The sequence below is a fragment of the Streptococcus sp. FDAARGOS_522 genome, from assembly GCF_003812445.1.
Lineage (GTDB): Bacteria > Bacillota > Bacilli > Lactobacillales > Streptococcaceae > Streptococcus > Streptococcus agalactiae.
Genome location: NZ_CP033808.1, coordinates 703,140 through 723,330, shown reverse-complemented (window position 1 = coordinate 723,330; position 20,191 = coordinate 703,140). Strand labels below are relative to the sequence as shown.

Below are 20,191 nucleotides of genomic sequence, written 5' to 3'. Positions count from 1 at the left end.
TAAAAATGATTGCGTATCTGTTAAATACAATCTATTTTTCGCAAGAATTCAGTAATTTTAAGCTTGACATGGAACGGGTTCCAGCATTTATACTGATTTCAGAAGAAGAGAGGTATTTTTTATGACTATCAAACGTATTTTTTGTGACATGGATGGTACACTATTAAATAGTGAAGGACAAGTGAGTAAAAGTAACGCTACCTTAATACGTGAGGCAGCGATTCCAGTAACTTTAGTGTCTGCTAGGGCACCTATGGAAATGAAGGATGCCGTAGATGCACTTCAATTAGGAGGAGTCCAAGTTGCTTTTAATGGAGGATTGATTTATAGAATAGGAGATAATAATCAAGTTCTACCTATTCATACACAAATCATTAAAAAAAGCACAGTAAAACAATTGCTAAGAGGAATACGGTTTCATTTTCCTCAAGTTAGTTTATCTTATTACGATCTTAATAACTGGTATTGTGATAAAATAGATGAAGGAATCCGATACGAACATAGTTTAACTCAACAATGCCCAACGTTTATTCATAATGAGGATCAGTTTTTAGAAGGTCACACAAATACTTTTAAAATTATGATGATTACTTTCGATGAAGCAAATATGCTAGAATTAGAAAAATATCTTCAAAGTTTGGAGTTACCAGAAATCACTATTCAACGTTCAGGTAAAGCGTATCTTGAAATTACACATCTCTTAGCCAAAAAATCTAAAGGAATTGCTTACATCCTTCAAAAAGAGCAGTTAGCTAGAGAAGAAACGGCTGCATTTGGAGATGGACATAATGATTTGCCTATGCTTGAAATGGTAGGTTACCCTATTGTTATGGATAATGCTTTTGATGATATCAAAGCGATAGCATATCAACTAACTAAGTCTAATGATGAAGACGGAGTGGGATATGGGATTCAAAAATTTTTAAAGTAGGAGCCTTATAATGACAAGTATTAGTGATATAGCTAAAAAGGCAGGTGTTGCTAAATCAACAGTTTCCCGTGTTATCAATCATCACCCACATGTTTCTGATGAGACGCGACAAAAAGTAATGGCTCTTATCACCGAATTGGATTATATACCAAATCAACTAGCGCGGGATTTAAGTCGAGGCAAAACACAAAAAATAGGTGTCGTCATTCCCCACACGCGCCATCCTTATTTTACACAATTAATAAATGGCCTATTAGATGCTGCTAAAACTACCGACTATCAACTTGTTATGATGCCTTCGGATTACAACCAAGAATTAGAACTTTCCTACTTGAAACAGCTCAAGATGGAAGCTATTGATGCTTTAATATTCACTTCAAGAGCAATTAGCCTCGATATTATTGAAACTTATGCAAAATATGGACGAATAGTAGTTTGTGAAAAATTGCAGGAATATAATCATCTATCCTCTGCTTACCTTGATCGCTATTCTTCATTTCTAGAGGCGTTTTCTGATATGAAGTTACGAGGTTTGGAGCACTTAGTTTTATTATTTTCAAGGAATAATGAATCCTCTGCTACCTATCAATCCGCATTATTAGCTTATCAAGAGGTCTATGGGCAACTATCCTCTCCATATATGGTAGTTGGGAATGTTCATGACTTTAATGATGGACTAAATTTATCTTATCAATTGGTAAAAGAAGTTAGTATAGATGGTATATTAGCTACAAGTGATGAAGTTGCGGCAGGGCTAATAAAAGGTTATGAAGAAAGTAGGAAAAAATGTCCTTATATTATTGGTCAGGAATGTTTATTAGTTGGGCAACTTTTGAAACTCCCAACAATTGACCACAAATCCTATTATTTAGGGAAATTAGCTTTTAAACAGGCTTTAGCTGAAAAGATTAGTCAAGAAGTTTTATTCTCAGAGTTTTTATCTCAAGACAATTAGTCATTCAAAAGTAATAGAAAAAAGGTTTCCAACTAAACTTGATTGGAAACCTTTTTATTTAATGATTGATAATTTTAAGCATTTGTTTGAAAGCAGTCTCTGCTTCAGGAATCGGTAAGACTGGATAAACGTGGTTCATTTTTTGACCAACGATATAGTGGTGTTTAATGTTTTCTTTTGCTAATTTTTGATGTAATAATTGATTATCGGGGTAGAAAATATCGTGCGTTCCTATAAAAAATGATATTGGAGCCATCTTGTTAAATTGGCTACTGTAAAGAGGACTAACTTGAGGATTTTTAAAATTCTTTTTTCCATTTGCCCAGTAAGGAGCTACTTGTTGTAATTGCCAAGCTTTAAGAAGGGGATCTTTTTTTTGAACTTTTTCAATCTTTGGATTATTAGTAGCAATATCTAACCATGGTGATATTAAAATAATTTCTTTTGGTTGTTTGATATGCTCCGTGACAAGGTTATCAGCAAGACCTAAAGCAAGACCTCCGCCTGCACTTTCACCTACTAGGATAATTTGTTTGGGAGATGTGACGCTAGCTAATGTATTTTGGTATAATTTTTTAATTTTGGGGATAGCATCACTATAATTATATGTAGGAGCTTTAGGGTAAATAGGAAAGACAACTTTTGCATCTAATTTTTTAGCTAGTTTATTGACAAAAATATATTGTAATTCAGAAGCTTGATGGATATATGATCCTCCATGAACATAGAAGATAACCTTTTGCTTAGGATTATTTTTATCATTCCAAGTGAATGTTTGCATGCCATCAGTAGCGGTAATTTCTACCTTTTCATTATTTAATGCCTGAGGAATGTCTACAGGAAGAACATTACGTTTAGCTACCTTAGTTAAGTAATTTTGGTATTCTTTGATGGTTTGAGGCTTAATCTGATTTACCACAGGTAGAGTTTTTTCAATAGTATTGCTAGTTAGGGATCTTTTTTCAACAATATGCGTGTAAGCATATGCTCCCATAAAAATGACAAAAAAGGTTAGAAGTAGTAGTACAATAAGTTTTCGATAGTTTTTCATGATTATCCTTTTGTAATTGAGCTCGTCATGCTAAAAATGATTAGTTGTTATTCTATAATAAAGTAGATACGAAAACAAGAAAATAATGCTATAAAATTTCAACCTATTATAATTTTTTGCTGATAGTACGTATTAACCTTTAATTTGCTAAAATAGAAGAGAGGAGAGTGTTATTATGTTTCACAGAGAAGATTTTCCAAAAGCATTATTAAAAAAAGCTTTGCAGCCCGGTATGAGAGTTATGGATATTGGTTGTGGTAGTGGGGAATTGACGCGTTTGGCTGCTGATATCGTTGGTAAAGAAGGTGATGTTGTAGGAATTGATATTAATGAGCAACTTTTATGGCAAGCTAGACATGATAATGGCTATGCTAATGTTAGTTATCAAAACGCAGATTTAGCAGCACTTTCCTCCTTTGAAACAAAAAGTTTTGATGCAATTATTGGACGTCGTGTATTAATGTATCAAAAAGATCCAAAGAAAGTAATAGAAAGTTTAACACCTTTGTTAAAGCCAAATGGTTTTTATGTTTTTCAAGAAAGTGATGCAATGTGTTTAGAACTAGCTAAGCCTAGCTTTGTAAATATGAATAAAATACAATCACTAATCTGGCAAACTGTTGAGAAGGAAGGAGGACACATTCATATTGGAAGTCAACTTGAGCAATTAATGTTAGAAGCAGGCTTAATCGTTGACCATTTTGTATCAGAAAATGTCATTCAAACGTCACAAACTGGTACAGATTTATCTTGGCTACTAAATATCATGAAAGAAAGAATACAAAAATATAGTGACCTTCAGGGATTAGAAGATGTCAATTTACAAAAAGAATTAGAAGAGAATAATGACCATTTTATCCGAGATTGTCAATTTGGAATTATTTCTCATAGAGTTGATGAATGATTTTAAGTATTATTTGACACCTTGAAAAGTTTCCTTATGGTATAATAAGGAATATGATTGCGATTGAAGAAATTGGGAGAATTACCCCAGATAATTTAGGGTTAGTAACTGTTTTAGCAGGAGAAGATTTAGGGCAATATGCTCAGATGAAAGAGAAGCTATTTCAGGTAATTGGATTCAATAAAGACGATTTAGCCTATTCTTATTTTGATTTAAGTGAAGAAGACTATCAAAATGCGGAATTAGACTTAGAAAGTTTACCTTTTTTATCAGACTACAAGGTTGTTATTTTTGATCAGTTTCAAGATATTACAACTGATAAAAAAACTTATTTAGATGAACAAGCAATGAAGCGCTTTGAAGCCTACTTGCAGAATCCTGTAGATACTACGAGACTTGTTATTTGTGCTCCAGGAAAACTTGATGGAAAACGTCGACTTGTAAAGTTATTGAAACGTGATGCTCGTGTTTTAGAGGCTAATACTTTAAAAGAATCAGATTTAAAGACGTATTTTCAAAAATATGCTCACCAAGAAGGATTAGTTTTTGAAGCAGGTGTTTTTGATGAGTTATTGATTAAGTCTAACTATGATTTTAGTGATACTTTAACGAATATCGCTTTCTTAAAGTCATATAAAACAGACGGTCATATTTCGTCCAATGATGTTAGAGAGGCTATCCCTAAAAGCCTGCAAGATAATATATTTGATTTGACTCAAGATGTCTTACTTGGCAGGATAGATTTAGCGCGTGATTTAGTAAGAGATTTACGTCTACAAGGCGAAGACGAAATCAAATTGATTGCAATCATGTTAGGACAGTTTCGGATGTTTTTGCAAGTTAAAATATTGGCTAGTAAAGGGAAGTCAGAGAGTCAAATTGTTTCTGAACTATCCCATTACATAGGACGTAAAATCAACCCTTATCAAGTAAAATTTGCTGTCAGAGATTCTAGAAACCTTCCCCTTGCTTTTTTAAAAGAAGCGATTAGGATTTTAATCGAGACTGACTATGCTATTAAAAGAGGGACTTATGATAAGGATTATCTCTTTGATTTAGCCTTATTAAAAATTGCTCATAAAAAGCCCTAATTAAAGAAACAAAAGAGTTGAAAGCTGTTCCAAATTCCTATAGAATAAGGGTAATAATAGATGAAAAGAGGATTTCGACATGGCAATTATTTTACCAGATTTACCCTATGCATATGATGCGCTTGAGCCACATATTGATGCTGAGACAATGACACTACATCATGATAAGCACCATGCAACTTATGTTGCTAATGCAAATGCTGCTCTTGAGAAACATCCTGAAATTGGAGAAGACTTAGAGGCGCTCTTAGCTGATGTTTCTCAAATTCCAGAAGATATTCGTCAGGCAGTCATCAATAACGGTGGTGGACATCTTAACCACGCTCTTTTCTGGGAATTGATGTCACCAGAAGAAACTCAAATTTCACAAGAGTTATCTGAAGACATTAATGCAACTTTTGGTTCATTTGAAGACTTTAAAGCTGCTTTCACAGCAGCAGCAACAGGACGTTTTGGTTCAGGTTGGGCTTGGCTTGTTGTTAATGCTGAAGGCAAACTTGAAGTGCTTTCAACTGCCAATCAAGATACTCCAATTATGGAAGGCAAGAAACCTATTTTAGGGCTTGATGTATGGGAGCATGCTTATTACTTAAACTATCGTAATGTTCGTCCTAACTACATCAAAGCTTTCTTTGAAATTATTAACTGGAATAAAGTAAATGAACTTTACCAAGCTGCTAAAGCTTAATAAAAAACGAGTCGATAGGCTCGTTTTTTTATTATTCTAAAAGTTGATAATGTTTTTTAAAAGTCTAGAAGTCCAAACTCAGATAAAACTAGAATAGTCCTATTATCTTCAACTAAGCGAATAAGTTTATTGAAAGCGCTTGACAAGATTAGTAAGAAATGATAAAATTAAGACGTTTTCAGGTGTTATTATTTAAGGTAAGCAAGCTGATAACAGATAAAATTGCATAATAAAGGATGTTATCACATTTTGTGAGCAGGGACCTATTCAACGACGACTTTTTGTTGTGTCTTGGATGGGTCATTTTTTATTGTGCGAGTGAAGGACTAGGACTTTAATGATTATAAAACGCGTATTAAATCATAATGCAGTCATATCAGTAACACATCAAGGATTAGATGTGCTACTGATGGGGAAAGGAATTGCATTTAAGAAAAGAATAGGTGATAGGATTAATAGCGATGCTATTGAGAAGTCATTTGTTTTAAAAAATAGTGATAACATGAACCGTTTTACGGAGTTATTTATTACTGTTCCAGAAGAAGTAGTTGCATGTTCAGAACGAATTATCAACCTAGGTAAAATCAAATTGGGTAAGAACTTAGATGAAATTCTTTATATCAATTTGACAGATCATATTCATTCGGCTATTGAAAGACATGAACAAGGAATGGTTATCCAAAATCCACTAAGGTTGGAAATCCAACGTTACTATCCTGATGAATACTCCATTGGGATGAAGGCTCTGGAACTTATAAAGGATGAATTGGGCATTTGTTTAACAATCGATGAGTCGGCTTTTATTGCTATGCACTTTGTAAATGCTGGATTGGATAATCCGTTTAATGAAGCGCATAAAATCACTGAGATTGTATCTTACATTGAACAGAAAGTAAAAATAGATTTTCGAACAGAACTAGATGAAAGTTCAATTGATTATTATCGTTTCATGACACATACCAAATTATTTGCTCAACGCGTTTTATCAGGAATGAAATACGAAGATGATGATGCTGATTTACTTTTGGTAGTTAAGAAAAAATATCCGAGAGAATATAAATGTGTTAAAGAGATCGGCAACAATATGGCTATCCAATACCAATATCAACTTAATTCAAGTGAACTCCTATATCTGACGGTGCATGTTAAACGATTAGTTAAAAATTTAAAGGAGATATCAGATGACTAAATACCAAGAGACTGCTAAAGCTATTTTAGCAGCAGTAGGGGGAGAAAAAAATATTCAACACGTAACCCACTGTGTGACACGATTACGATTAGTTTTAGACAATGATGAAATTGTCAACGATCAGGTTATTAAAACTATTCCGAATGTTATCGGTGTTATGCGTAAAAATGATCAATACCAAATTATTTTGGGAAATGATGTCAATAATTATTATAATGCTTTTTTGGCCTTAGGTCATTTTGAAAATACTACCAGAGAATTTTCATCACAAAAAAAGAGTTCAATACTTGAGAAATTAATTGAAACGATTGCAGGAGTCATTACGCCGCTTATACCTGCTCTTCTAGGAGGAGGGATGCTCAAGGTTATAGGTATTTTGCTCCCTATGCTCGGTATAGCAAGCTCTAGTTCTCAAACAGTAGCTTTTATCAATTTTTTTGGTGATGCCGCTTATTATTTTATGCCAATAATGATTGCTTATTCAGCTGCGTCACGATTTAAAGTTACACCTGTATTAGCTGCTACAGTAGGAGGGATTCTCTTACACCCTGCTTTTGTGACAATGGTAGCTGAAGGAAAACCATTATCTTTATTTGGAGCTCCGGTTACACTGGCTAGTTATGGTTCTTCTGTTATTCCAATCTTAATTATGGTTTTTCTTATGCAATATATTGAGAGATGGATTAATAAAATTGTTCCTAGTGTAATGAAGAGTTTTTTACAACCGACTTTGATTATTCTCATTTCTGGCTTTTTAGCTTTAGTGGTCGTGGGGCCACTGGGGGTAATTATTGGTAAAGGATTGTCTAGTGCAATGCTTTCGATTTACCATGTGGCGCCATGGTTAGCTTTATCTATTCTTGGTGCTATTATGCCATTGGTTGTTATGACAGGAATGCACTGGGCATTTGCTCCAATATTTTTAGCTGCTTCTGTTGCGACACCAGATGTTTTGATTTTACCAGCAATGTTAGCTTCTAATTTAGCTCAAGGTGCGGCTTCTCTTGCTGTTGCAGTTAAGGCTAAACAAAAACAAACACGTCAGGTGGCCTTTGCAGCAGGTTTATCAGCACTACTAGCTGGTATCACAGAACCTGCACTTTATGGTGTCACACTGAAATTCAAGAAGCCTTTATACGCTGCAATGATATCAGGTGGTTTAGTAGGAGCTTATATTGGATTAGTTAATATTGCTTCCTATACATTTGTAGTACCATCTATTATTGGTTTGCCACAATATATCAATCCACAGGGGGGCAATAATTTCAGTAATGCTGTTATTGCAGCAATAGCTACTATTATTTTGACTTTCATTATTACATGGTTCTTGGGAATTGATGAAGGAGAAAACGAAAAAAGTAGTATTAATGCTCAAGAGCACACACATATTAGAAGTGGTTTATCAAAAAAAGAGACATTGTATTCACCTATGGTAGGCAATGTATTACCTTTATCTAAAGTACCCGATGAAACATTTTCATCTAAATTACTAGGTGAAGGTTTAGCAATCACTCCTAGTGTGGGTGAAGTTTATGCACCATTTGATGGTGAAATTATAAGTTTATTTCCTACAAAACATGCCATTGCCTTAAAGGATGATAAGGGAGTCGAAGTGTTAATCCATATTGGAATAGATACTGTAGAACTAAATGGAGAAGGTTTTGAACAATTGGTCAAAGTTGGCGATTTTGTTAAACGAGGACAGTTACTTTTGCGAATGGATATTGATTTTATTAGTTCAAAGGGGTATTCTCTTATTAGTCCGGTTGTAGTTACAAATTCAATTGACCAACTTGAAATTATCGTTAAAGACGCAGAGACAATGGTTACAAATGAAGATGATTTACTTGTAATTCTTTAAAAGGAAGGATGATAATATGACGGTTTTTCCTAAACATTTTCTATGGGGAGGTGCAGTTGCTGCCAATCAGGTAGAGGGTGCATTTAGAACAGATGGCAAAGGTTTATCTGTACAAGATGTACTTCCAAATGGTGGTTTAGGCGATTTCACCGCCAAACCTACTCCAGACAATTTGAAGCTAGAAGCAATTGATTTTTATCATAACTATAAAAATGATATAAAACTGTTTGCAGAGATGGGCTTTAAAGTTTTTAGAACCTCTATTGCCTGGTCTCGAATTTTTCCAAATGGTGATGATAGTGCTCCAAACGAAGCTGGCTTACAATTTTATGATAATTTATTTGATGAGTTGCTTAAATATAATATCGAGCCCTTGGTTACCTTATCTCATTATGAAACACCGCTTCATCTTGCAAAAACTTATAATGGTTGGGCTGATAGACGTTTGATAGCATTTTTTGAGAAATTTGCTCAAACAGTCATGGAGCGTTATAAAGATAAGGTGAAATATTGGTTGACTTTTAATGAAGTGAATTCTATTTTACATATGCCTTTCACCAGTGGTGCTATTATGACCGACAAATCACAACTAAGTCCTCAGGAGCTTTATCAAGCTATTCATCATGAATTAGTAGCATCGGCTAGAGTGACAAAATTAGGGCGTTCTATCAATCCTAATTTTAAAATTGGCTGTATGATTCTGGCTATGCCAGCTTATCCTATGACATCTGATCCAAGAGATGTCCTGGCTGCAAGACAATTTGAACAACATAATCTGCTATTTTCAGATATACATGTCAGAGGTAAATATCCCACTTATATTCAGTCCTATTTCAAAAATAATGGTATTAAAATTAAATTTGAAGAAGGAGATGAGGAAGTATTGGCACAAAATACAGTAGATTTTCTATCGTTTAGTTACTATATGAGCGTGACACAAGCTTATGACTTTGAAAATTATCAAAGTGGTCAGGGAAATATCCTTGGAGGCCTAACTAATCCTCATTTAACAACTTCAGAATGGGGATGGCAAATCGATCCCATCGGGCTACGCCTAGTCTTAAATCAGTATTATGAACGTTATCAGATTCCGTTGTTTATTGTAGAAAATGGATTGGGAGCAAAAGATCAATTGATAGAAACACTAGACGGTGATTATACTGTCGAAGATGATTATCGTATTGATTATATGAATCAACATTTAGTTCAAGTTGCTAAAGCTATTGAAGATGGTGTTGAAATAATGGGATATACATCTTGGGGGTGTATTGATTGTGTATCCATGTCTACAGCTCAACTAAGTAAACGTTATGGTCTAATATATGTTGATCGAAATGATGATGGAACAGGGAGTCTACAACGTTACAAGAAGAAGTCATTTGGTTGGTACCAAAAAGTGATTAAGACAAATGGCCAATCATTGTTTGAACATCATAACAGATAACATGTTAAACAACTAGTCTCTGTTTCAATTTAATATAAAAAGGAGTATCCATAGGTTACTCCTTTTTATTATAATTTATGAAGGTTAATATCTTCTGATTTAAGTGCTAGATACAATAAAGTTGCATCCTTAAAGTTTCTTGGATTGAGTTGCGTTGATTCATAAATCTTATTTAACCTATATTGAACAGTATTTTTATGGATAAAAAGTTCCTGACTACATTCTTTTAATGATAGATTATGCTTAAAATATGAGTTAAGCAAGATCTTATCATTTTCAGATAAGTTTACAAGCGCTTTATTTAGCACATATTGTTTAATATTAGAATCAATACTTGTTAATAACAGTTCAAGATCAAGGTCGTCGACGAGGTTGACCTTTTGTTGACCTTTTAAAGCTTTCAGGGCTAAGATAGACGTTTCATATGATCTTTTTAAAAGTGATAAAGATGATTTTTGTCCGATACCAACTTTATAGAGGCCCTTTTCGCATTCAAACTTTGATAGGATATTTGGATAATAATAGTCAAACATCTGGTCAGAAAGTAAAAGCCAGTATTGATTGGGATAATTAAAGGTATAAATAGCAGTGTCAAGTTTATCAAAAAAGTTCAAGAGTGACATTTCAGATTGACTTAAGAGTAATTTTTGTTTTTGACTATTGATTTCAAAAGTGAGTAGACGATAGTCAGTTTTTTCTGATAGGTGGTATTGGTTTAAAAATTGATTGAGGTAATAGTAGTCTAACTCTCTGCCTTCAACAAGATGATGTAAGACAATAGAAGCTTCGTTTTTTCGCCCGAAATCCAGATAATCTAATTCATGCTCTTTTAAGATGAGTCGAGTCATTTTTTGAGCAAGTAAAGCATATTTTCCTACTTGGTTGGGGTTTCCACTAATCCCAATAGTAGCTAATAATTCACAATTATAATAGAAAGGAATATTGATCCCTGCTTGTGTCCCAAAATAAGATTCTTGATCTGTTACTTCAATCATTTGTCCTGTCTGTGCTACTTTTAAACCAATTTCATGGAATTCTCCAACACGTTTTGGATTGGTACTAGCGAAAATGATTCCTTTGGTATTAATAAAATTAATATCTTGTTGACAAACATCTTTGATAGAGGTAACGATTTGTTGTGCGAGTTGTTTTCTTAATTTCATTCAGCTTACCTTTTGTTATATATAACAAATATCATATCATAAAAACGCTAACATTTGTTCTGTAGTCTATATTTTTTGTTATTTGATTTTGTTACTATAATTGAGTGATATAAAATAGTGAAAAAAATAACAAAGATTCACAAAATATTTTCAAGGAGGTTTTCAAATGAAGGTAGTAGTAGCTATTGATTCTTTGAAAGGGAGTCTTTCTTCTTTAGAAGCTGGCAATGCTATAAAGGAGTCAATTAATGAAGTAATCTCAGGGGCGGATGTGGAAGTACATCCATTAGCAGACGGGGGAGAAGGAACTGTTGAAGCTTTGACGCTAGGTATGGGGGGTACGATCGAAACAATCCCTGTTAAGGGGCCTCTTGGAGAAAAAGTACATGCGAGTTATGGTATTATTCCACAGCGTCAGTTAGCTATTATTGAAATGGCTGCAGCTGCTGGTATTACCCTAATTGCTACTGAAGAGAGAAATCCTCTCCACACAACCACTTATGGAGTTGGAGAAATGATAAAGGATGCTATAAGTAAAGGCTGTAGGCACTTTATTATTGGTATTGGAGGTAGTGCTACTAATGATGGTGGGGCAGGTATGCTACAAGCTTTGGGATATGCATTATTAGATAAAGATAATCAAGAAATCAGTTTGGGAGCACAAGGATTGGCAGATTTAAAATCTATCTCTACTGATAAGGTTATTGAGGAATTAAAAGAATGTGATTTTAAAATTGCATGTGATGTAACAAATCCTTTATGTGGTGCTCAAGGTTGTAGTTCGATTTTTGGACCGCAAAAAGGTGCTGATGAAGATATGATTACAAAAATGGATACTTGGTTAAGTAATTATGCTACCTTAGCTACTTCAGTTAGTGAAAAAGCAGATGCAACTATTGAAGGAACAGGTGCAGCGGGTGGGCTTGGATTTGCCTTTTTAGCCTTTACAAATGCTACCTTAGAACCTGGTATTGATATTATTCTATCAGAAATTAATATAGAAAAAGCGATTTCTGAAGCTGATTTAGTAGTTACTGGTGAAGGTCGTTTGGATGGGCAAACGGTGATGGGAAAAGCTCCAATTGGCGTAGCAAAATTAGCTAAAAAATATGGTAAGAAAGTAGTGGCATTTTCTGGATCTGTCACCGAAGATGCTATACTTTGTAATCAACATGGTATTGATGCTTTTTTTCCAATCGTACGACGCCTTATCAGTTTAGATGAGGCTATGTCTAAAGAGGTAGCTTATAAAAATATGAAAGAAACTGCTACTCAAGTCTTTAGATTAATCAATTTGTATAATCATTAATATTGAAAGGAATTTTGATAAGTTATGGAAGCTACATTTACAACAACAGGGGCTTTAATAGGATTAGCGCTTGCTATTTTACTGATTATCAAAAAAGTTCATCCTGCCTATAGTCTCATTCTTGGAGCATTAGTTGGTGGTTTGATTGGTGGCGGTGATTTAGTTACAATTGTCAATACAATGGTATTAGGTGCGCAAGGGATGATGTCATCCATATTACGCATTTTAACATCAGGGATTTTAGCGGGTGCTTTAATTAAAACCGGATCAGCTGAAAAAATTGCAGAAAGTATCATTAAAAAATTAGGACAACAGCGAGCCATCACAGCTTTAGCCATCGCAACAATGATTATTTGTGCAGTAGGTGTCTTTATTGATATTGCAGTTATTACAGTTGCTCCGATTGCATTAGCAATAGGTAAAAAAGCTAATCTTTCTAAATCTAGCATACTGTTAGCAATGATTGGTGGTGGTAAGGCTGGGAATATTATCTCACCCAATCCTAATACAATTGCTGCTTCAGAAGCATTTAAGGTTGATTTAACAAGCTTAATGGTACAAAATATTATTCCTGCAATTGCAGCTTTAGTAGTTACGATTATATTAGCAAAGATTGTTTCCAAGAAAAATAACGATATTTCTTATGATAGTGAGGAGCAAGTGGGCTCTGATCTGCCAGCATTCTTACCGGCTATTTCTGGTCCACTTGTGGTTATCTGCTTATTAGCTCTTCGTCCTTTATTTGGAATCACTATTGATCCCTTGATTGCACTGCCGTTGGGTGGTCTAATTAGTATTTTAGCAACAGGTTACCTAAAAGAAACGGTACCGTTTGTTGAATACGGTTTATCAAAAGTTGTTGGCGTTTCAATTCTTTTGATTGGAACAGGTACGCTCTCAGGTATTATTAAAGCATCTAATCTACAATTTGATATGATTCATCTCCTTGAATTTTTAAATATGCCGACCTTTATCCTTGCCCCACTCTCAGGTATTTTTATGGGAGCAGCAACAGCATCAACGACTTCTGGAACAACTATTGCTTCACAAACGTTTGCTGAAACCTTGATTAAATCAGGGGTACCGGCGGTTTCGGGTGCAGCTATGATTCACGCAGGTGCGACTGTTTTGGATTCGCTACCTCATGGATCCTTCTTCCATGCGACAGGCGGAGCTGTCAATATGGCTATAAAAGATCGTATGAAACTAATTAGCTATGAAGCTTTGATTGGATTAACTAGCACAATAGTTGCTGTCGTTTACTATTGTTTCTTTGGGTAAAATTTGGATGAATACGTGATGTTTATTATCACTGTTTGAATAGAATTCTCATTGATTTTTTCTAATTTTCTTACTATAATAAATTAGTAGGAGAGGTGTTGTGAAACAAACAAAGAAAGAATTTATTTTAGGATTAACCATTATTATTACCCTTACTTTATTAATCATGCTGATTTTTTTAGTAATGTTTAATAAGTCCAGTAACTCTAAGTTGAAGCAGACAAAAGATAGAAGAATATCATCTACTTCAACCACAAGGACATCCAGTAGCTCACATGATCAAAAAATTGTAGAAAAGTCTCTTGAAAAAAAGAAAATGGTCATGGAACAAGATATGGAATTGATGAATGCCTATAGGCTCTATTATGATTATGCCCATTTGTCCTTGAAAGAGGTTGTTCTGGCCTATATGTCTGAATATGGCATTGAAAAAAATAGTGTTGCTTTTTCTTATAAAAATTTAAAAACAGGACAAAGGGACGCTATGAATGATACTCAGGCTATGACAGCAGGGAGCACCTATAAGTTACCTCTTAACATGTTGGTAGTAGATGCAGTGGTCAAGGGCAAGTTGTCCATGGAAGAACGCTTTGATATTACCGAGACTGACTATGAATATATTGGTGAACATAATAATTATGTTGCTGCTTTCTCGGGGGCAATGTCTATTGATGATATGCAAAAATACTCTTTAGTTTATTCAGAAAATACACCCGCCTATGCTTTAGCTGAGCGTATTGGTGGCATGGATAGTGCTTATTCAAAGTTTGGTCGTTATGGCCAATCTAAAGGAGACATCAAAAATATACAAAAAAACGGTAATAAAGTGACAACAGATTACTATATTCAAGTGCTAGACTATCTCTGGAAACATCGTAAAAAGTATGATAGTTTAATTACTTATTTAGAAGAAGCTTTTCCAACAGATTATTATCGTGCTTTGATACCATCTGATGTTGTTGTTGCTCAAAAGCCAGGGTATGTCCGTGAGGCGTTGAATGTTGGAGCAATTGTCAAAGAAGAAGTGCCTTATATTGTTGCTATTTATACTGCAGGTTTAGGTGGCTCTACTCAGGAAGATTCAGAAATTAATGGAGTGGGACTATATCAGCTAGAACAATTATGTTTTGTTATTAATCAATGGCATCGTGTTAATATGAATTAGAAATAAATCTATCAAAATAATAAAAACCTCTTAGATTAACTATCTAAGAGGTTTTTATAAATGTGATTTTATAACTTGGTTAAGTGAAGAAAGGGCAGAAACAGTTTTTTGATAAGATTCAGGACTAATTTCTGAGAAAAAATACCCGCACGATTGCACCGCATTGACAACGGCATCTTGTGACTCAATACCTTTGTTACTTAGATGAATAATGAGTTGCCTTTTATCATCTCTTGGTTTTTCTCGTACAATCCACCCACGATTTTCCATACGCTTTAAAACTGGAGTTAGGGTATTCGAATTAAGAGATAGTGCATAACTAAGTTCCTTCATATGCCGATGATCCTCTTCCCAAAGGACTAACAAGATAACGTATTGGAGATAAGTCAATTGAAATTCATCCAAAGCTTTTTGGTAAAATTTATTGAAAAGTCGATGTGTTTCACTAACCGTAAAACATAATCGCTCGTCTAAAATACTTCGATTACTCATTATCATATTGTAGCATTTTGGAGGCGTTATAGTATGTCAATCGTGTTAAAAAATGATAAAACTTTTTCCTAATTGAAAGCCTATTCTTACTTAACAAACATAGCATCACCAAAGCTGAAGAAACGATATCGTTCTTCAACTGCATGGTTGTAAGCTTCTAGTACAAAATCACGTCCAGCAAATGCTGATACTAACATGACAAGAGTAGACTTTGGTAAGTGAAAGTTGGTTGAAAAAGCGTCTACAACCTTGAACTGATAACCAGGCTTGATAAAAATATTTGTCCACCCTGAGTCGGCTTTTAATTCACCATTGAATTTAGAACCGATTGTCTCTAATGTGCGAATAGAAGTTGTACCAACAGCTACAATACGTCCACCAGATTCTTTAACTGCATTGAGAGTATCAGCAGCTTCTTTAGATAATTGGTAAAACTCAGAATGCATTTCGTGTTCATCAAGATTATCAACTGAAACAGGACGGAAAGTTCCAAGTCCAACGTGAAGCGTCAAATAGACAAGCTTCACACCTTTTGTTTCAATTTTTTCCAATAGTTCTTTTGTAAAATGGAGACCGGCTGTTGGTGCAGCAGCAGAACCATTTTCTTTTGCATACACAGTCTGATAGCGGTCACGATCTTCTAGTTTTTCATGAATATATGGCGGAAGTGGCATTTCGCCCAAACTTTCAAGGACTTCTAGAAAAATACCATCATATGAGAATTCTACAATACGCCCACCATGTTCTAATTCCTTTGTGACTGTTGCTATTAACCGACCATCACCAAATGAAACTTTGGTCCCTACTCGTAAGCGTTTAGCGGGTTTAGCAAGCACTTCCCATTGATCGCCTTCTGTATTTTTGAGAAGTAATAACTCTACATGGCCGTGTGTATCTTGCTTTTCACCATAAAGGCGAGCGGGCAGAACACGTGTGTTATTCATTACTAAAGCATCACCAGGCTTGAGTTCATCTAAGATATGATCGAAATGGCTATCTGTCATCGTCTTATTCTTATGATCAATGACTAATAATTTAGAAGCGTCTCTTTTTTCAAGTGGTGTTTGGGCAATGAGTTCTTCTGGTAAATAAAAATCAAAATCGTTTGTATTCATGATTTCTCCTATCTATAAGTAAGCTTTTCTATTATATCACGTTCAGTAAAAATGACCCAACTAATCTTTTTATTTAGAATGATTATAAAAAATAATTGTAATCATTCTAAATAAGTGATATAATAATTGTCAGAAAGTGAGAAGTAGAGAAGATGAAAGAAGCAAAAAATTTTTCCCAACAATTGAATATTTTAAGAGCTGGTGTTCTTGGTGCTAATGATGGTATCATCTCTGTAGCTGGTGTTGTTATTGGTGTTGCGAGTGCAACTCATAACCTTTGGATTATTTTTTTATCAGCAGCTTCCGCGATTTTAGCTGGTGCATTTTCTATGGCTGGCGGGGAGTATGTTAGTGTTTCTACTCAAAAAGATACTGAACAAGCAGCAGTTGCGCGTGAAGAGAAACTACTAGAAAATAATCCAGAACTTGCCAAAAAATCCTTAGTTGATATCTACTTAGCAAAAGGAGAAAGTCACGAACATGCTCAATGGCTAGTTGACAAGGCTTTTTCAAAGAATGCTATTGAGCATTTAGTTGAAGAAAAATATGGTATTGAGTTCGGTGAATATACAAGCCCCTGGCATGCTGCTATATCTAGTTTTATAGCTTTTGCCATCGGATCAATTTTTCCAACTATAACTATTCTGTTATTGCCATTTTCGGTACGAATTGTAGGAACGGTAATAATTGTTATTGTTTCACTATTATCAACTGGTTATGTAAGTGCTAAGTTAGGTCAAGCTCCTACAGTACCTGCCATGCGTCGAAATGTGATGATTGGTTGTTTGACAATGTTGGCAACCTACGTCATTGGACAATTATTTTCAATATAAAATATTAATCGTGGAGTTATTGTCTAAACTAGAATGGACAGTAATTCTTTTTAGTTTTATAACGAAATTAAGAAGTTTTTATTGACAAAAATTGGTATATACCATATAATATAATCATAAAGGTCTATACCAAATAAAAGGAGAGTAAACATGAGAGTTATTACAGTTAAGAACGACATTGAGGGGGGAAAAATTGCATTTACTCTTTTAGAAGAGAAAATGAAAGCTGGTGCTCAAACTTTAGGATTGGCAACAGGAAGTAGCCCAATCACCTTTTACGAAGAGATTGTAAAAAGTAATCTTGATTTTTCAAATATGGTTTCTATTAACCTTGATGAATATGTTGGAATTGCCGCAAGTAATGATCAAAGTTACTCTTATTTTATGCATAAACATCTTTTTGATGCTAAACCTTTCAAGGAAAATAACCTTCCAAACGGCTTGGCTAAAGATTTGAAAGAAGAAATAAAACGATACGATGCTGTCATAAATGCTAATCCAATTGATTTTCAAATCCTTGGAATTGGTCGTAACGGTCATATTGGTTTTAATGAACCAGGTACACCTTTTGATATTACAACACATGTGGTTGATTTAGCTCCAAGTACAATTGAAGCTAATAGTCGTTTCTTTAATAGTATTGATGATGTACCAAAGCAAGCCTTATCAATGGGTATAGGCTCTATTATGAAATCAAAAACAATCGTATTAGTGGCGTATGGTATTGAAAAAGCAGAAGCGATTGCAAGTATGATTAAAGGACCTATCACAGAAGATATGCCAGCAAGTATCCTCCAAAAACATGATGATGTTGTGATTATTGTGGATGAAGCAGCGGCATCAAAGTTGTAAAGTAAATAATAAAAAAGTAAGGATGAATCTCAATGAGAAAAAATTCATTCTTACTTTTTTATTATGCTTTATTAAATTGTCCAGTCTAAGTTAGGTCCAGCTGGAATAATACCAGTAGGGTTAATGGTTTTATGGCTACCGTAATAGTGTTTTTTGATATGATCAAAATTAACTGTCTCAGCAATTCCAGGTAGGTTGTAAATACGTTTTGTATAATGCCATAAATGTGGGTAATCATGTAGCGCTTTTAAATTACATTTAAAATGACCATAATAAACGGTGTCAAAGCGAACTAAAGTTGTGAAAAGGCGAATATCAGCTTCGGTAAATTGTTCTCCAACAAGATAATGGTTATCAGATAAGTGTTTTTCTAACTGATCTAAAGCTGTGAATAAGGTTTCAACTTCCTTTTGATAAACGTTCTGAGAAGTGGCAAAACCAGCTTTATAGACACCATTATTTATTTTTGGATAAATAAAATTATTCATTTCGTCAATTTGTCCTTGTAAGGAATCGGGATAGTAATCGTCAGTATTTCCAGTAATATGATTAAATGCAGTATTTAACATACGCATAATTTCAGATGATTCATTGTTAACGATTGTATGGAATTTTTTATCCCAAAGAACAGGGACTGTCACGCGTCCTGTATAATCACTTTGACTTGCTTGATAGATTTGGTAAAGGTATTGGCTTTGGTTAATCATATCAGGAATAACGCCTTTATATTCTTGAAAAGTCCAACCATTCTCCAACATTAAAGGGTTAACAATGGAGATAGAGATATGAGATTCTAGATTTTTAAGCTTTCTCATGATTAATACACGTGATGCCCAAGGGCAAGCTAGTGAAACGTAGAGATGATATCGTCCAGATTCTGCTTTAAAACCTGCATCCCCACTAGGCCCTGCTGAACCATCTTTAGTAACCCAATGACGGAATTGTGTAACGGTTCGGACGAATTTACCACCAGTTGATGCAGTATCATACCATTGATCAACCCATTTGCCATCTACTAAAAGTCCCATGATAATCTCCTTTGTTTTTCTATTACTAATTAGTAGTATAAAGATTTTAAAAAGAATTAGCAAATGTTTAACTTACAGTATGGTAAACTAAGGGTATGCGTTTAGATAAATTATTAGGTCAGGCAGGATTTGGGTCTAGAAATCAGGTTAAGAAATTAATTTGTTCTAGGCAAGTTTCTGTAGATGGTCAAATTGTTACAAAGGATAATGTTATTGTAGATAGTGGTCTACAATCGATTTTTGTAGGAAAAGAGAGGGTCTGCCTAAAAGAAAGTTCTTATTACCTTCTTTATAAGCCATCAGGAGTTGTTTCAGCAGTTAGAGATTCAGAACATAAAACAGTCATAGACTTAATTAGCGAAAAAGATAAGGTGGAGGGATTGTATCCGATTGGTCGTCTAGATCGTGATACGGAAGGGCTTTTAATAATCACGAATAATGGTCCACTGGGTTACCGAATGTTACATCCAAAACACCACGTTGCAAAAACATATTATGTTGAAGTAAATGGTTTCTTGGAAAGAGATGCTATTACCTTTTTTGAAGAAGGAGTTGTATTTGACGATGGAACAAAGTGTAAACCAGCTGAATTAACGATTGATACGGCTAATAATGACAAAAGTACCGCAAGAATAACTATCACAGAAGGGAAATTTCACCAAGTAAAAAAGATGTTTCTTGCATATGGCGTTAAAGTTATATACTTGAGGCGTATTTCTTTTGGTGACTTGAGGCTTGATATGAATTTGAAACCAGGTCAGTATCGTAGATTGAGAGATTCAGAGGCAGCTATCTTAAAAAGGTATTTAGATTAGTGAAACGACTCACTTGACCTTGCT

The 20,191-nt window shown here is 34.5% G+C and carries 19 protein-coding genes; 14 read left to right on the top strand and 5 right to left on the bottom strand.

Annotated elements, in window-relative coordinates; all coding sequences use genetic code 11:
* Nucleotides 1–121 precede the first annotated feature (121 nt).
* Both EGX70_RS03550 and EGX70_RS03545 read left to right on the top strand, forming a co-directional pair.
* Nucleotides 122–931: a Cof-type HAD-IIB family hydrolase gene (locus tag EGX70_RS03550; protein ID WP_000153219.1), complete on the top strand. Its 810-nt coding sequence runs from the start codon at nt 122–124 to the stop codon at nt 929–931.
* Between the two features lie 10 nt (nt 932–941).
* A complete protein-coding gene (locus EGX70_RS03545) occupies nt 942–1,886 on the top strand; it encodes a LacI family DNA-binding transcriptional regulator (protein ID WP_000200830.1) in 945 nt (314 codons plus the stop codon).
* 58 nt (nt 1,887–1,944) lie between these two features.
* On the opposite strand, the gene EGX70_RS03540 is transcribed toward EGX70_RS03545, so the two are convergent.
* Nucleotides 1,945–2,937: an alpha/beta hydrolase fold domain-containing protein gene (locus EGX70_RS03540; RefSeq protein ID WP_000800998.1), complete on the bottom strand. Its 993-nt coding sequence runs from the start codon at nt 2,935–2,937 to the stop codon at nt 1,945–1,947.
* A gap of 175 nt (nt 2,938–3,112) precedes the next feature.
* Here EGX70_RS03540 and EGX70_RS03535 point away from each other — a divergent pair, with 175 nt between their 5' ends.
* From EGX70_RS03535 to EGX70_RS03510, 6 genes are all read left to right on the top strand, one after another.
* Nucleotides 3,113–3,841 (top strand): class I SAM-dependent methyltransferase, encoded by a 729-nt coding sequence (locus EGX70_RS03535; RefSeq protein ID WP_123947921.1) that lies wholly within the window; start codon nt 3,113–3,115, stop codon nt 3,839–3,841.
* A gap of 53 nt (nt 3,842–3,894) precedes the next feature.
* Complete coding sequence (holA, locus tag EGX70_RS03530; RefSeq protein WP_000560292.1) at nt 3,895–4,932, top strand: DNA polymerase III subunit delta; 1,038 nt, start codon at nt 3,895–3,897, stop codon at nt 4,930–4,932.
* A 79-nt stretch (nt 4,933–5,011) separates the two neighbouring features.
* Nucleotides 5,012–5,620 carry a superoxide dismutase SodA gene (gene sodA, locus EGX70_RS03525; protein WP_000974719.1) on the top strand — a complete coding sequence of 203 codons (609 nt, stop codon included), beginning with the start codon at nt 5,012–5,014 and terminating at the stop codon, nt 5,618–5,620.
* 337 nt (nt 5,621–5,957) lie between these two features.
* Nucleotides 5,958–6,809 (top strand): BglG family transcription antiterminator LicT, encoded by an 852-nt coding sequence (gene licT, locus EGX70_RS03520; protein ID WP_000584608.1) that lies wholly within the window; start codon nt 5,958–5,960, stop codon nt 6,807–6,809.
* Nucleotides 6,802–8,670: a PTS beta-glucoside transporter subunit IIBCA gene (locus EGX70_RS03515; protein WP_000170543.1), complete on the top strand. Its 1,869-nt coding sequence runs from the start codon at nt 6,802–6,804 to the stop codon at nt 8,668–8,670. Before licT ends, EGX70_RS03515 begins: the two co-directional genes overlap by 8 nt.
* A 16-nt stretch (nt 8,671–8,686) precedes the next feature.
* A complete protein-coding gene (locus EGX70_RS03510) occupies nt 8,687–10,114 on the top strand; it encodes a glycoside hydrolase family 1 protein (RefSeq protein WP_000215675.1) in 1,428 nt (475 codons plus the stop codon).
* A 68-nt stretch (nt 10,115–10,182) separates the two neighbouring features.
* Here EGX70_RS03510 and EGX70_RS03505 read toward each other — a convergent pair whose 3' ends face one another.
* Nucleotides 10,183–11,277 carry a sugar diacid recognition domain-containing protein gene (locus EGX70_RS03505; protein WP_000776696.1) on the bottom strand — a complete coding sequence of 365 codons (1,095 nt, stop codon included), beginning with the start codon at nt 11,275–11,277 and terminating at the stop codon, nt 10,183–10,185.
* Between the two features lie 166 nt (nt 11,278–11,443).
* On the opposite strand from EGX70_RS03505, the gene EGX70_RS03500 reads away from it, so the two are divergent.
* The 3 genes from EGX70_RS03500 (at nt 11,444) to EGX70_RS03490 (ending at nt 15,032) form a co-directional block, all read left to right on the top strand.
* On the top strand, nt 11,444–12,586 hold the full coding sequence (locus EGX70_RS03500) for a glycerate kinase (RefSeq protein WP_000869908.1): 1,143 nt from the start codon (nt 11,444–11,446) through the stop codon (nt 12,584–12,586).
* A 24-nt stretch (nt 12,587–12,610) separates the two neighbouring features.
* On the top strand, nt 12,611–13,867 hold the full coding sequence (locus EGX70_RS03495) for a GntP family permease (protein WP_000388411.1): 1,257 nt from the start codon (nt 12,611–12,613) through the stop codon (nt 13,865–13,867).
* A gap of 100 nt (nt 13,868–13,967) precedes the next feature.
* A complete protein-coding gene (locus tag EGX70_RS03490; RefSeq protein ID WP_000814864.1) occupies nt 13,968–15,032 on the top strand; it encodes a serine hydrolase in 1,065 nt (354 codons plus the stop codon).
* A 54-nt stretch (nt 15,033–15,086) separates the two neighbouring features.
* On the opposite strand, the gene EGX70_RS03485 is transcribed toward EGX70_RS03490, so the two are convergent.
* On the bottom strand, nt 15,087–15,365 hold the full coding sequence (locus EGX70_RS03485) for a MarR family transcriptional regulator (protein ID WP_000661575.1): 279 nt from the start codon (nt 15,363–15,365) through the stop codon (nt 15,087–15,089).
* A gap of 245 nt (nt 15,366–15,610) precedes the next feature.
* Nucleotides 15,611–16,639, bottom strand: coding sequence for a tRNA preQ1(34) S-adenosylmethionine ribosyltransferase-isomerase QueA (queA, locus tag EGX70_RS03480; protein WP_001095273.1), 1,029 nt, complete (start codon nt 16,637–16,639; stop codon nt 15,611–15,613).
* 152 nt (nt 16,640–16,791) lie between these two features.
* Between queA and EGX70_RS03475 the strand changes: the two genes are divergently transcribed.
* Together EGX70_RS03475 and EGX70_RS03470 are read left to right on the top strand one after the other, a co-directional pair.
* Nucleotides 16,792–17,472 carry a VIT family protein gene (locus EGX70_RS03475; RefSeq protein ID WP_000656582.1) on the top strand — a complete coding sequence of 227 codons (681 nt, stop codon included), beginning with the start codon at nt 16,792–16,794 and terminating at the stop codon, nt 17,470–17,472.
* A gap of 150 nt (nt 17,473–17,622) precedes the next feature.
* Entirely contained in the window at nt 17,623–18,324 is a 702-nt protein-coding gene (locus EGX70_RS03470; protein WP_001263956.1) for a glucosamine-6-phosphate deaminase, read from the top strand.
* A 71-nt stretch (nt 18,325–18,395) separates the two neighbouring features.
* Here the strand turns inward: EGX70_RS03470 and EGX70_RS03465 are convergent, their stop codons facing one another.
* The gene (locus EGX70_RS03465; RefSeq protein WP_000523788.1) at nt 18,396–19,352 is read right to left on the bottom strand and encodes a glutathione S-transferase family protein; all 957 of its coding nucleotides are present in this window, start codon (nt 19,350–19,352) and stop codon (nt 18,396–18,398) included.
* Nucleotides 19,353–19,447: 95 nt separating this feature from the next.
* On the opposite strand from EGX70_RS03465, the gene EGX70_RS03460 reads away from it, so the two are divergent.
* Nucleotides 19,448–20,167 carry a 16S rRNA pseudouridine(516) synthase gene (locus tag EGX70_RS03460; RefSeq protein ID WP_001234956.1) on the top strand — a complete coding sequence of 240 codons (720 nt, stop codon included), beginning with the start codon at nt 19,448–19,450 and terminating at the stop codon, nt 20,165–20,167.
* The last annotated feature ends 24 nt before the right edge of the window (nt 20,168–20,191 follow it).

Coding starts and splice junctions, on each gene's coding strand:
- EGX70_RS03510 (WP_000215675.1), top strand. CDS start 8,687: ATGACGGTTTTTCCTAAACATTTTCTATGGGGAGGTGCAGTTGCTGCC.
- queA (WP_001095273.1), bottom strand. CDS start 16,639: ATGAATACAAACGATTTTGATTTTTATTTACCAGAAGAACTCATTGCC.
- EGX70_RS03515 (WP_000170543.1), top strand. CDS start 6,802: ATGACTAAATACCAAGAGACTGCTAAAGCTATTTTAGCAGCAGTAGGG.
- holA (WP_000560292.1), top strand. CDS start 3,895: ATGATTGCGATTGAAGAAATTGGGAGAATTACCCCAGATAATTTAGGG.
- EGX70_RS03540 (WP_000800998.1), bottom strand. CDS start 2,937: ATGAAAAACTATCGAAAACTTATTGTACTACTACTTCTAACCTTTTTT.
- EGX70_RS03550 (WP_000153219.1), top strand. CDS start 122: ATGACTATCAAACGTATTTTTTGTGACATGGATGGTACACTATTAAAT.
- EGX70_RS03465 (WP_000523788.1), bottom strand. CDS start 19,352: ATGGGACTTTTAGTAGATGGCAAATGGGTTGATCAATGGTATGATACT.
- EGX70_RS03545 (WP_000200830.1), top strand. CDS start 942: ATGACAAGTATTAGTGATATAGCTAAAAAGGCAGGTGTTGCTAAATCA.
- sodA (WP_000974719.1), top strand. CDS start 5,012: ATGGCAATTATTTTACCAGATTTACCCTATGCATATGATGCGCTTGAG.
- licT (WP_000584608.1), top strand. CDS start 5,958: ATGATTATAAAACGCGTATTAAATCATAATGCAGTCATATCAGTAACA.
- EGX70_RS03475 (WP_000656582.1), top strand. CDS start 16,792: ATGAAAGAAGCAAAAAATTTTTCCCAACAATTGAATATTTTAAGAGCT.
- EGX70_RS03485 (WP_000661575.1), bottom strand. CDS start 15,365: ATGAAGGAACTTAGTTATGCACTATCTCTTAATTCGAATACCCTAACT.
- EGX70_RS03460 (WP_001234956.1), top strand. CDS start 19,448: ATGCGTTTAGATAAATTATTAGGTCAGGCAGGATTTGGGTCTAGAAAT.
- EGX70_RS03495 (WP_000388411.1), top strand. CDS start 12,611: ATGGAAGCTACATTTACAACAACAGGGGCTTTAATAGGATTAGCGCTT.
- EGX70_RS03535 (WP_123947921.1), top strand. CDS start 3,113: ATGTTTCACAGAGAAGATTTTCCAAAAGCATTATTAAAAAAAGCTTTG.
- EGX70_RS03505 (WP_000776696.1), bottom strand. CDS start 11,277: ATGAAATTAAGAAAACAACTCGCACAACAAATCGTTACCTCTATCAAA.
- EGX70_RS03470 (WP_001263956.1), top strand. CDS start 17,623: ATGAGAGTTATTACAGTTAAGAACGACATTGAGGGGGGAAAAATTGCA.
- EGX70_RS03500 (WP_000869908.1), top strand. CDS start 11,444: ATGAAGGTAGTAGTAGCTATTGATTCTTTGAAAGGGAGTCTTTCTTCT.